The sequence below is a fragment of the Fibrobacter sp. HC4 genome, assembly GCF_023373925.1.
In the GTDB taxonomy this organism is placed as follows: domain Bacteria; phylum Fibrobacterota; class Fibrobacteria; order Fibrobacterales; family Fibrobacteraceae; genus Fibrobacter.
Map to the genome: position 1 here is coordinate 55,319 of NZ_JALCZV010000016.1, position 12,380 is coordinate 67,698.

Annotated in this window: 8 protein-coding genes; all 8 read left to right on the forward strand. The window is 48.5% G+C overall.

The features are described 5' to 3' along the window. The 8 genes from MMG03_RS11170 (at position 1) to MMG03_RS11205 (ending at position 12,354) form a co-directional block, all read left to right on the forward strand. Positions 1-273, forward strand: a complete 273-nt coding sequence (locus tag MMG03_RS11170; protein ID WP_073157561.1) for an HPr family phosphocarrier protein — start codon at positions 1-3, stop codon at positions 271-273. After that, complete coding sequence (ptsP, locus tag MMG03_RS11175) at positions 245-2,086, forward strand: phosphoenolpyruvate--protein phosphotransferase (protein WP_249506297.1); 1,842 nt, start codon at positions 245-247, stop codon at positions 2,084-2,086. The genes MMG03_RS11170 and ptsP overlap by 29 nt, the downstream gene beginning before the upstream one ends. Positions 2,087-2,135: 49 nt before the next feature. After that, positions 2,136-4,463 carry a lytic transglycosylase domain-containing protein gene (locus MMG03_RS16140; protein WP_249506298.1) on the forward strand — a complete coding sequence of 776 codons (2,328 nt, stop codon included), beginning with the start codon at positions 2,136-2,138 and terminating at the stop codon, positions 4,461-4,463. A gap of 201 nt (positions 4,464-4,664) precedes the next feature. Then, the gene (locus tag MMG03_RS11185) at positions 4,665-5,510 is read left to right on the forward strand and encodes an EamA family transporter (protein ID WP_073233266.1); all 846 of its coding nucleotides are present in this window, start codon (positions 4,665-4,667) and stop codon (positions 5,508-5,510) included. 89 nt (positions 5,511-5,599) lie between these two features. After that, complete coding sequence (locus tag MMG03_RS11190) at positions 5,600-8,404, forward strand: CotH kinase family protein (RefSeq protein WP_249506299.1); 2,805 nt, start codon at positions 5,600-5,602, stop codon at positions 8,402-8,404. Between the two features lie 44 nt (positions 8,405-8,448). Continuing rightward, positions 8,449-9,819, forward strand: coding sequence for a nucleotide sugar dehydrogenase (locus MMG03_RS11195; protein ID WP_073157546.1), 1,371 nt, complete (start codon positions 8,449-8,451; stop codon positions 9,817-9,819). A 15-nt stretch (positions 9,820-9,834) separates the two neighbouring features. Beyond that, positions 9,835-11,148 carry a nucleotide sugar dehydrogenase gene (locus tag MMG03_RS11200; protein WP_073157544.1) on the forward strand — a complete coding sequence of 438 codons (1,314 nt, stop codon included), beginning with the start codon at positions 9,835-9,837 and terminating at the stop codon, positions 11,146-11,148. A 6-nt stretch (positions 11,149-11,154) separates the two neighbouring features. Beyond that, positions 11,155-12,354: a glycosyltransferase family 4 protein gene (locus MMG03_RS11205; RefSeq protein WP_073157541.1), complete on the forward strand. Its 1,200-nt coding sequence runs from the start codon at positions 11,155-11,157 to the stop codon at positions 12,352-12,354. The last annotated feature ends 26 nt before the right edge of the window (positions 12,355-12,380 follow it).

The following is a 12,380-nucleotide window of genomic DNA, read 5'->3' on the forward strand; positions in this document are numbered from 1 at the left end:
ATGATAGTTAAGACATTAGTGGTCACAAACAAGTTGGGTATTCACGCGCGTCCCGCCGGTATGATTGTTGATATTACCGGCCAGGCTAAGAGCGACATCTCCATCGTTTTTGAAGGGGCCAAGGCAAACGCCAAGAGCATCCTGAACGTGATGATGCTTGCTATTCCCGCTGGTTCCGAAGTAAAGTTCGAAATCGATGGTGAAGATGAAGAGAATGTAGCTTCCTTGCTGGAAGGTTTGTTCAATGACCACTTCAACGAAGAACCCTGCTAAGAATGATGGCTTGAATCCGGTTCACGGTTCGTTGCGACGCACTGTACTGACCGGCGTTCCCGCTTCTCCCGGCTTCGCTATGGGCCGGGTTTTCCCGGTTTCGAACCGAGAAATTTCTGTAGTAGAGGAAACTCTTCCTGAAAGTCGACTGGCAGACGAAGAACAGCTTTTCTTGAAGGCTGTTAGCAAGACTGCCAAGGAAATCGCCCAGATCAAGGAAATATCCGAAAGCCGCGCAGGCATGAAGGATAGCCTGATTTTTGCAACCCACCTGATGATTCTTCAGGACCCCGGGTTGGTAAATGGTATTATCGATAAGATTCGCAAGGACCGTAAGAATGCACGCTGGGCTGTGCATGTGGTTCTTGGGGCTTACATTGACCGCTTTGAATCTATTGATTCTGCGGCCATGAGAGACAAGGCGGCTGACCTTAGGGATTTGTATAATCGTCTGATGGCCGCCATGGAAGACTCCGGACCTGTGCTGGAGGATGTGGCTCATGAAGAAGGCGTTGTCCTGGTTGGCCATGAACTTCTGCCTAGCCTGTTGATGTCCATTAAGCCGGGGCAGGTGAGCGGTCTCGCCATGGATACCGGTGGCCGTACTAGCCATGTGGCCATTCTTGCACGCTCTCTCCAGATTCCCCTAGTCTCTGGTTTGCGTAACGCAGCCGCCATTATCAAGGCTGGGGACGTCGTCATTGTTGATGGCTCTAGCGGCAAGGTTGTCGTAAACCCCAACGAAGAAGACATTAAGGATTTCCGCGAAAGGCAGGAAGTCTTTGAACGCCAGCGTCGCGAACTGTTTACCATGCGACAGCTGGAACCTATGACCCGTGATGGTAAGTATATTACCCTCCACGCCAATATCGAAATTCCGGGTGAAGCAGATAAAGTAACGGATTTCGGTGCGACGGGTATTGGCCTTTATCGTTCTGAATTTTTGTTCCTGCGCAAGGATGCTCCCACGCAGGATGAACAACGCGATGCCTATCGCTATATTCTCGAGACAATGTCTCCGTGCCCAGTGACGATCCGTACTCTGGATGCTGGTGGTGATAAACTGGTTAGTGGCATTAATGCAGTGAGTGAGTCTAACCCCTTTATGGGCTGGCGCTCCATTCGTGTGTGCCTCGATCGCGAAGATATTTTCTGTACCCAGCTGAAGGCCTTGCTCCTGGCAAATACCAAGGGCAACCTGAGACTTTTACTGCCCATGATTTCTGGCATGACGGAACTTCGCCGTGCAAAGGCATGCATCAAACGCTGCCGTGATGAACTTGAAGCCGAAGGTAAGAAGTGTGCCAAGGTGAAGGTGGGCGTGATGATTGAAGTGCCTGCCGCTGTCATGATTGTTGACAAGCTTGCCAAGGAAGTGGATTTCTTCAGCATTGGTACAAACGACTTGATTCAGTTCACCCTCGCTGTGGACCGTACCAACGAACTTATTACAGACATGTTCCAGCCGCACCATCCGGCGGTGCTTAGCATGATTTATGAAACTGTCAAGGCCGCCCATCGTGAAGGTTTTCCTGTGGCGGTTTGCGGTGAAATGAGTGCTGACCCCATGAGCGTCTTGCTGCTGGTTGGCCTTGGAATTGATGAACTTTCCATGACTCCATGGAACGTCATGTCTACGAAGAAGATTATTCGATCCATCAACTTTGAAGATGTCAGGGAAACGGCTCTGACCGTGCTTCAGATGGACGATGCCGAAAGCGTAAACGCCTATCTTCACAAGAAGTATGCGCAGGCTATTAGAGACCTGGGCGTGCTTAGTGTGGTGGGCCAGGCCGATAACAGCAAGAAGTAAGAGAAAAGTGAAATTTGGTGTTTTTGTTGCAATAATAAGCATGTGTGCAGTGGGCGCATATGCTCAGGTTGACTCCGTCCAGACGGATTCTGTTCAGAATAAACCTATTATAGATAATGCCGTTCCGCAGCCCTTTCAGGCAACTGACAGCCTTGTGGCTTCTATGCCTGTGGAACCTGTAAATCCGTATGCAGAACTTGAACAGATTCCCCCAAATCGATTCCAGGACATGGTGGTTCGATATGATCGTGCCCGCGCCTTGAGCCTGGACGAATCCCAGCCTAGGGATGTTCGTGACTTTGCCAATGCGGCCCAGTTCTTCTATAAGGAACAGTGGGATAGTGCTTTTGACGCTTACAGCAAATTGATGGGCCGTGATACGGCCTTGGATGGTGCCGTCGTTCTCCGTATGGCCAAGGCTAAGTTCCAGCAGGGTGACTTCAAGCAGATGCGCGAAACCCTCCAGAAGAACAAGGCCATGGAAAAGGATGCCTCCTGGGACCGTCAGGCAAGCCGCCTCCGTATCGAGGCCGCCATGGCCGATTCTACTTTGAGTGATCGTGCCCATGCAGATTCCATCAAGGCCTTTATTGATAAGTATCCTAAGTCTGACGATGCTTCTGCCCTTAAGTATCGTTATGCCAAGTATCTGGAACAGTTCAAGCAGCTGAAGAATGCGAAACGCGTCTACATGCAGTTGTTGACAAGTTCTACTTCTTATAAGGATTCTGCTTTCTCGGCCATTCGTCGCCTGCGTAAGGTTCAGGGCGCTCCGGAAAGCTTGTCGGAGAAGGTGGCCTATGCCAAGATGGCCTGCGCCAAGGATGAGGCTGCTAGCTGCCTGACCTTGCTGGATTCCATTCAGATTCTTGATGCGGCCTTGCTTGCTAAGTCTCCGGAATCTGCGGTGGCTCTTCCTGAAGATTCTATCCAGAGCAAGTTGCCTGTGAGCAGCCTGGACATGGATACTCGAATTAACCTTTGGGAAAAACGCGCTGTCGCTCTTCGCGGCTTGAAGCGGGAAGATGAGTCCATTAAGCAGTTCCGATTCTTGCTGGATTCTGTGGAAATGCGTCCTCTGTGGATTCAGTCTACCCTGCGTCTGCTTCGCAACAACTCTAGCAAGTATGCCCGCGAAATTAAGATGTTCGATTCCCTGCTGGCCGACGTAAGCAAGTACAGCAAGGAAAACGCCAACAATTTGTGGGTTCGTGGCTTTGAATACGAGCAGAATCAGAAGTATGATAGCGCCGTAGTTTGCTACCGCGAGCTTTCTCACAAGCGTTTCAAAAATAATGTTAAGCGTCAGTGGGCCAAGTTCCGCATTGGCTTTGTCTACTTCAAGCAGGAAAAGTGGCAGGAAGCTATCGATGCTTTCACCGATGCGACCAAGGATCAGTTCCTCTGGAGTGGAAGTGGCGCCCGCATGTTCCTGGGGGATGCCTACATGAAATTGGGCAAGGATTCCCTGGCCCGCGAAGCCTACCTAGATTGTATCCGCGATTTCCCGCTGGCCTACTACGCTCATCGTAGTCGCATGAAGCTGGTGGAATACAAGCTGATGGATGCGAAGGACGTTCCCTATGCCCATGGTATTCCCATGTCGCCCGAACAGACTTTGGCCTGGATTCGTGACTCTCAAAAGCTGGGCAAGCCTGACGCTACTTATAGCCCGGAACGTTATAACCGCATAAAGACCTTGTTCCATTATGGCTTTACGGATCAGGCATTCGCTCTTTACGATGAAGCTCGCAAGAAGAATGCTAAGCGTCTGGACTTCCTTTATGAATATGGTCAGCTGTTCTATGAAGTGGGCGAAACTGCTGCCGGTTACCGTCTGGCTCGTCAGTTCCAGAACAATATGGACCGTCGCCGTCTTATGGCTCCGCCCATTGCCGTCCTGCATTACCTGTTCCCCATTCCTTATCGCGATCAGGTGAAGTTCCATTCCGGTGATCGCATCGACCCCTTCTTCGTGTATAGCGTTATGCGTCAGGAATCCATTTTCAACTTTGAAATTGCTTCTCCTGTTGGCGCCTGCGGCTTGCTGCAGATTATGCCCGCTACAGGAAAGACCCTGGCAAAGTTGGAAAATATCGAGAACTTCGATCCGAAGCAGTTGTACAATGCCTATATGAACATCCGTCTGGGCATCCGTTACCTTGTGGATCTGAAGGCTGAGTATAACGATGACTATATGTATGTCCTGGGCAATTACAATGCAGGTCCCAAGCCCACCAAACGTTGGCAGGCTGCAGGCCAGGGCCTCCCTTGGGATGTCCGTGCTGAAGATGTGAGCTATTGGGAAACCCGCGACTACGTAAAGCGCGTCATGGGCAATTACTGGATCTATCAGGAAATTTACGACGAACTGTAAGACGCGAGGCGACAGGTACGAGGTATGAGGGCGGAGCCTGGGGCTCCTTTGAGGTAAATAATCGCGCCGAAGGCTCCTAGCTTATTAACTCATAATTCGTAATTGATATCTAAACCGCTAGATTCCTCGACTCCACTTCGTTTCGCTCGGAATGACACTCAAGGAATCTCATCACTCATCACTCTTCACTATTAACTCCCCATGCTTTTTCTTCTTTTGACCATTGGCCCCGCGTTTCTTTTTGCCTGCGGAAATATCCTTGAAAAATCGGGTGTTTCCACCGTGGGCAAACGTACTGGTGGTGTGTCTAATCCTTGGCAGTTTCTGAAAGGCGTCCTGAGTAATGGCTTTTGGTGGTTGGGCATCAGCTGTTCCGGCCTTGCGACTATTGGTTATTACATAGCCATGGCACGCTATGACTTGAGTCAGGTGCAGCCTATGATGGTGCTGAATCCGGTTTTGACGGCATTGATGGGTTTTGTTATTCTGAAAGAAGTTCTGACTCGCCGTATTGTTGTAGCGATCTGCTTTGTGGTGGTAGGCCTTCTTTATTCTGTAGAATCCCTTGGCGAAGCGACCAGCGTACAGGATGTTTCTATGTTGTGGGCTTATGCCGGGGTCGTTTGCGGTGCTACCCTTGTTGCTCACCTTTGGGTTAAGGATCGCGAAATGGTGGATTCCCTGATTATGGGTGTGGGTTTTGGAATTTCGGCTGCATTCTATAAGAGCCTCGCCATGGATTTTGACCTTGACAATGTGACTCTTTCTTCCGTGGGAGCCCTTCTTCTAGACTTTAGAACTTTGGGTTATATTGTCACTTACGGCATTGCCTTCTTGTATTCCCAAGTTTCTTTTTCTCGGGGCAGAGCCCTGTTTATTATCCCGTTCAGCGCTGCTGTCGGTGCTGCTGTTCCTACGATTGCGGGAGCCTTGGTCTTTAGCGAGGCATTCCCTCTTGGAAAGATGATTTCTGTTGCGCTTGTTCTTACGGGAGCGGCCCTGTTCGTGGTTCGTCGCCCTCGTTTAAAGAAAGGCGAAAAGGCCTAATGATTCGTGAAAGATCTGTTTGCCCTTGTGTGATATAGATTGCAAGTCCCGCCCTTAGGCGGGCATTTCTGTATATATTTGAATCGGGTATGCTTATGTTAGACTATAAAAAAATTTGCCTAAATTCTTTGGTAATTGAATTCTGGGTGTTAATGCTGACCTTGGTGTTTGTAGCGTGTTCCAGCGAGAGTGGTGAAACCAAAAGTGTTCAGGTTGTTGAATCTGAAATGAGCTCGTCATCGGAAGATTCTACGGTTACGGAACCCCCGAAGTTTTCCTATGTGGGCGGCCCGATTATTTTTACAGAAGTGGATCCCATCAATACGGTCTATGATGATCATGAGGGTGGTGATGCCGGTTGGGTTGAACTGTATAATTCTTCCAGCGAACCGGTGAATCTAAAGGGAATGGCTTTGACCAATTCACTGGACAAGCCTGAAAAATGGATTTTTGGAGATGTGGTTCTACAGCCGGATTCCTTCATGCTGGTTTATCTATCCGGGAAAAATTTGCCTGATTTTGTTGCTCCTCATGATTCAATCAGCTTGATTGGAACGGGTTGCTGGAGTTGGACAGATGCCCAGAATGATCCCCCGGGAGAAAGCTATTCTGAACCGTTAGACGGACAGAAAAAATTGTGCTTTACGGAAAATAATGGACGGATGTTTGGCGCCCGGATGCGTCTAGGCGAAAATGAGAAACTGGGCTGGTCTTCCATTTCGTCCTTTGTGGGGACGAGGAGTAGCGGCGAAAATGATGTGCTGGACATTTCGGCTACCAATGAGATTTTGCTTCATGCCTTTATCACCAGGGATCGAAAGGTGTCCTTCCGTTTGGGTCAAACGGGACTTGATGACTGGAAAGGTTACGAATTGGTCTTTACGGGAACGGGGGATTCTTCTACGGTGTATCGCGCCTTGCTTCCTACGGGGAAGACGTACCCTGACTTGTCCATCATTTATGGAACTAGGATGAGCCCGGAAAGTCAGGAAAAGCAGGAAGTGACCGTGAAGGCCTTCTCTTACATCGCGCGAAACAGAGGGCATGAACCTCATACGTCCTTCAAAATCAAGAACGAAGGTGGTTCGCTATACTTGATGAAAAATGCGTTGGAAATTATGGACTCTGTGGCGTACCCCAAACTGCCTGTTGAAAAGACCTGGTCTTTGGGTGATGGCCGCTGGGGCTTTGCCGATGCGACGCCTTATGGTGTGACAGTTTCCGATGTGGTTTCGGAAAGGTCGCCTGCTTTGGATACTTTGACTGATTTGCCTCCGTCAGGTTTTTACCAGGATGAGTTTGTAGTGTCGTTCCCGAAGGAAAGTATGGTGCGCTGTGAATTTGGTGGAGCCGTTCCTACGGAGAATAGCCAACTGGTTTTGGCGTTGAAGGTGGACAACTCCGCTGTAGTTCGCTGCGCCAGCTTTATTCCGGGCGCCCTCCCTGGAGAAGTCTTGAACCGAACTTACCTTTTTGAAACGACGCCCGGTGTTCCGACGGTCTTTATAACTAGCGATCCCAATTCCCTGTTTGACCCTGATACGGGAATCTACATGGAAGGTCCCAATGCCGAACATGCGGAACCTCACTACGGTGCCAACTATTGGGAAGACAAGGAAGTTCCTGTTTTTGTTGAACTACTTGAAGTGGGGCAGGGCGCTCCTGCTTTTGCCAAGAACGCCGGGCTGAAAATTTTCGGAAACTACAGTCGTCAGAATGAAAAAAAATCCGTGGCAATTACATTCCGAGAAAAGTATGGCGACAAAAGATTGAACTATCCCTTGTTCCCTGATTTCCCGGATTTAACTAAGTTTAAAGTTTTCCTGTTAAGGAATAATGGTAGCAATTTTAACAACGACTATATTCGAGATCGTTTGGCCAGTTCTATTTCAGAAGGGCTTGGCGTTGACTATCAGAGAGGGCGTGGCGCAATCGTCTATTACAATGGCGAGTACTACGGTATTCACAACATCCGTGAACGCTCTACGGAATATTATTTCGAAACCCATTATGGATACGACCCCGATGAAATTGACTTGCTGAAGGCGGATAATGCCGCATCGGCTGGGTCCGCTATTGGCTACACCGATTTGATGTCCTGGATGGAAGATCATGATTTGTCTTTGGATGAAAATTATGCCTATGTTTCGGAACAGATTGATGTAGACAACTTGATGAATTACATGCAGACGGAAATTTTTGCAAATAATAGGGACTGGCCTGCCAACAATCTTAAGAAGTGGCGCTGTGAAAATCCCGCAACAAAATGGAAATGGTTCATTTACGATACTGACTTTGGTTTTGGTGGCAGTTCCACGGATCAAAGCAATATTTTTGACTTTACTACTACGGAGGAGGGCAAATCTTGGCCCAACGGACCGGAATCTACGTTCCTTTTAAGGACGCTCCTTAAAAATCAGACGTTTAAAATTGCGTTCATAAATCGTATGACAACTCTCCTTTCCATGAATTTTGAGTCCAGTAGGATTCTTGCTCGAATCGAGTCCATGATGGGTGAAATTGAGTCGGAAATTTCCAGGGATCAGGATCGTTGGAACCATAAATCCTCTTACATGAGTAGTCAATTTGATAAGATTAAGAGTTTTGCCAAAACCCGTCAGGCCGTAATCGTGACGGAACTGCAGGAATTCTTCGGTCTGGGCGAGGTGGCGGAGGTTTCCCTATCTGTGGAGGGGCATGGAACCATCCTTGTCCATGGGTTGTCCTTGGATCGTAACTCTATGACTGTCAAGTTCTTTGCCGGCACTCCCGTGACTCTTACCGCTGCTCCGGTGTCAGGTGGTGTGTGGGCTGGCTGGGCTGATGGTGTCATGGACGCTACCCGAACAATTCTCCCCGAGGAAATAACCTCCCTAACAGCCACTTTTAGGTAGCACTTTGGGTGTCCAAAACGTTTTTTTTCTAAATTTAGGGTATTATGAGTTTTACTACAAAGATTCTTTGCATTGGTGCGGGCTACGTCGGTGGTCCCACCATGACCGTTATTGCCGACAAGTGTCCTGATGTAAAAGTTACTGTCGTTGATATTAACCAGGCCCGCATTGATGCCTGGAATAGCGAAAACCTCCCGATTTTTGAACCGGGACTGGATGACGTCGTTAAGCGTGCCCGTGGCCGTAATCTTTTCTTTAGTACCGATATTCCGGCTGCAATTAAGGAAGCGGACATCATCTTTGTGTCTGTGAATACTCCGACCAAGACGTTCGGTCATGGCGCCGGAAAGGCTTCTGACCTCCAGTACTGGGAAAAAACCGCTCGAAATATTCTTGAAATTGCCGATGAAGGCAAAATTATCGTGGAAAAGTCCACTTTGCCGGTTCGTACTGCCGCCGCAATGGAACGCATCCTGAATTCCAATGATAAGGGACTCCACTTCGAAGTTCTGTCTAATCCGGAATTCTTGGCTGAAGGTACCGCCATCCAGGATCTGTTTGAACCGGACCGTGTTCTTATCGGTAGTCACCAGACTGAATCCGGCTTGGCCGCTTGCCAGAAGCTGGTCGATGTCTATGCCCACTGGGTTCCCCGTGATCGCATCCTGACCACGAACCTGTGGAGCTCTGAACTGACAAAACTTACTGCAAACGCCTTCCTGGCTCAGCGTATTAGCTCCATCAACTCCATTAGCGCCCTGTGCGAACGTACCGGTGCCGACGTGGATGAAGTTGCCTTTGTCATGGGCAAGGACAAGCGTATCGGTCCTAAGTTCCTGAAGGCTTCTATCGGTTTCGGTGGCTCCTGCTTCAAGAAAGACATCTTGAACCTGGTTTACCTTTGCGGTTACTATGGACTGCCTGAAGTGGCTGCCTATTGGGAAAGCGTGGTAAAGATTAACGAATGGCAGACCCATCGCGTGGTGGACCGTATGCTGGAAACCATGTTCAACACCATCGCCGGAAAGAAGATTGCTGTCTTCGGTTTCGCCTTTAAGGCAAATACGGGTGATACTCGTGAAAGTCCCGCAAACCTGGTTGTTCGCGACCTCCTTTCTGAACATGCACTGCCGGTTGTAACTGATCCGAAGGCTATTCCCGATGCAAAGCGTGACCTGAAGGATGTACTGGATCAGGTTGAATTTAACGAAGATCCGTATAAGGCCGCCGAGGGCGCACATGCGGTGGTGGTCTGCACTGAATGGAAGTGCTTTGCTGAACTGGATTGGAACCGTATTTACAGTTCCATGGCTAAGCCTGCCTTCGTGTTTGATGGCCGTAATATTTTGGATGCAGATGCTCTTCGCAAGATTGGTTTCGAAGTGACGAGTATCGGTAAGGGTAAGGCGGAGTAAAAAGGATTATTTTTTATGGCAGCAATTAGTGTCTTTGGGCTTGGGTATGTGGGTTGCGTCGGCATTGCATGCTTGGCGAAACTGGGCAACAAGATGGTGGGCTGCGATGTTGATGCAAACAAGGTTTCCCGTGTTTCCAAGGGTCTTCCGACCATTGTCGAAAGAGACATTGATGAATTGATGGAAGAAGGCTTCAAGGCTGGGTTGATTTCTGCAACCGAGTCTGTCGAAGAGGCTGTCTTGAATACGGATTTGTCTTTCCTGTGCGTTGGAACTCCCAATGCACCTGATGGACATCTGGATGTTTCTTATTTGATAACCGCTGCAGAAAGTATTGGCTCTGCACTCAAGAAGAAGGACTCGTTCCATATTGTCATTATCCGTAGTACGGTTCCTCCTGGAACTAACGCTATGATTTCAGAACGTATCGCTGAAATTTCCGGCAAGCAGGTCAATATGGATTTTGCTGTTGTTTCCAATCCGGAATTTCTGCGTGAAGGGACTGCAGTAAAGGACTTCCTGAATCCTCCCATTACCGTTATTGGATCTCAGAACGAGATTGCGGTTAAGACCTTGCGTACCTTGTATGAACCTCTTGGCAGTGAAATTGCCGAAGTTCCCGAAAAGGTTGCTGAGATTATCAAGTTTGTCAATAACTCTTACCATGCCCTCAAGGTGACATTCGGTAACGAGGTTGGCGCAATTTGTAAGTCTCTGGGAATCGATAGCCATCAGGTGATGAACTTGTTCTGCAAGGATACTCAGCTGAATATCTCTCCGTACTATTTCAAGCCCGGTTTTGCCTATGGTGGCTCTTGCTTGCCTAAGGATCTTAAGGGTTTGAAGTTCCTTGCTGAAAATAATGATGTCAGTGTACCTGTCCTTGACTCCATTGAAAAGAGTAACGATGCTCACATCGATAGAGTTGTTGAACTGGTCAAGAATTCTGGATGCAAGGATGTGGGCGTTATTGGATTGACCTTTAAGGCCGGCACTGACGATTTGAGAAATTCTGCTTCGACTCGTATGGTCGAGGCTCTGATGAAGTCCGGTTACAATGTCCGTATCTTTGACAGATTCCTGAACCTGGCTCTGGAAAAAGAAACGAACCTTAAGGATTTGAATTCTCGAATTCCTCATTTGCTGCCCCTTTTGAAGGGCTGCACCGAGGATGTGGTGAAGTGCAGTTCCCTGGTGATTGTGACCGTGCGTAATCCCGATATTCCTGCGATGATCCGTAAGTACACGAACGTACGTTTCTTCGATCTGGATCGTGTGAAGGATTCTTCTGTAGAATGCTTGCCCAATTATGAGGGCTTCTGCTGGTAGTATTTTATGTCTGAGTTGTGCGGAAAGAAAGTCTGTATCGTTGTTGAAAACTTGCCGGTTCCTTTTGATAGGCGCGTCTGGCAGGAAGCAACGTCGCTTCATGATGCTGGTGCCGAAGTTACTGTGATTTGTCCCCAGACAAAGAAGTATCCCTTGGCGTACGAAGAACTCGACGGTATCAAGATTTATCGTCATCCGCTTCCTGAAGCAAACAGAACCTTGGATTATTTCAAGGAATATTTCTGTGCTCTCTTTCATGAATTTAGACTGCTCTTGAAGGTGTTCCGGAAGCAGGGCGTGCAGGATGTAATCCATGCCTGCAATCCTCCTGACTTGATTTTCATTGCGGCATTCCCGTTTTATGCATTGACCCGCTGCAAGTTCCTCTTTGATCATCATGACATCAATCCGGAACTGTGGATTGCCAAGTTCGGTAAGAAGGGCTTGGGTTACCAGGCTATGCTCCTGGTAGAACGTTTGACGTACCATTTTGCTAAACACGCTATCGTCACTAATGAATCCTACAAGGAAATTGCCATCCGTCGTGGTAAAAAGCGGGAAGAAGATGTGACGGTTGTCCGTAGCGGTCCCAATATCCAGAAGCTGAAAGTGGGCCCGGCCAAGCCTGAAGTGAAGCAGGGGTTTAAGCATCTCGTTGGTTATATTGGCGTTATGGGAAAGCAGGAAGGTATTGATCTGCTGCTCCAGTCTGTCGACTATATCGTAAATAAGAAAGGTCGCAAGGATATCCGTTTCTGCATTATGGGCGGCGGTCCTTCTCTTGAAGAACTCCGTCAGATGAATCAGTCCATGGGTCTTTCTGATTATGTGGAATTCCCGGGTCGCGTGTCGGACGAGCATCTGGCCGATGTGTTGAATACTGCGGATGTGTGTGTGAATCCGGACCTGCCCTCTGAAATGAACGACAAGTCTACCATGAATAAAATTATGGAGTACATGGCGTTTGGAAAGCCGATTGTGCAGTTCACCTTGAAGGAAGGTAAGTTCAGCGCTCAGGAAGCTTCTCTTTATGCAGAGAATACTAGCACGGAAGATTTTGCAGAAAAGATTCTCTGGTTGCTTGAAAATCCCGAAAAGGCTGCAGAAATGGGCCGCTTTGGCCGCAAGCGTGTCGAAAGCGAGTTAAGCTGGGAATATGAACGCCCGAAGCTGATCGGGGCCTATAAGAAGCTGCTGAAGGTTTAACAGTAAAATTAGCCCTCACTTTGAGG

Bases quoted from the DNA above. Each gene is read 5' to 3' on its own strand.
- MMG03_RS11170 (WP_073157561.1), top strand. From the start codon at position 1: ATGATAGTTAAGACATTAGTGGTCACAAACAAGTTGGGTATTCACGCG.
- ptsP (WP_249506297.1), top strand. From the start codon at position 245: ATGACCACTTCAACGAAGAACCCTGCTAAGAATGATGGCTTGAATCCG.
- MMG03_RS11185 (WP_073233266.1), top strand. From the start codon at position 4,665: ATGCTTTTTCTTCTTTTGACCATTGGCCCCGCGTTTCTTTTTGCCTGC.
- MMG03_RS11190 (WP_249506299.1), top strand. From the start codon at position 5,600: ATGCTTATGTTAGACTATAAAAAAATTTGCCTAAATTCTTTGGTAATT.
- MMG03_RS11195 (WP_073157546.1), top strand. From the start codon at position 8,449: ATGAGTTTTACTACAAAGATTCTTTGCATTGGTGCGGGCTACGTCGGT.
- MMG03_RS11200 (WP_073157544.1), top strand. From the start codon at position 9,835: ATGGCAGCAATTAGTGTCTTTGGGCTTGGGTATGTGGGTTGCGTCGGC.
- MMG03_RS11205 (WP_073157541.1), top strand. From the start codon at position 11,155: ATGTCTGAGTTGTGCGGAAAGAAAGTCTGTATCGTTGTTGAAAACTTG.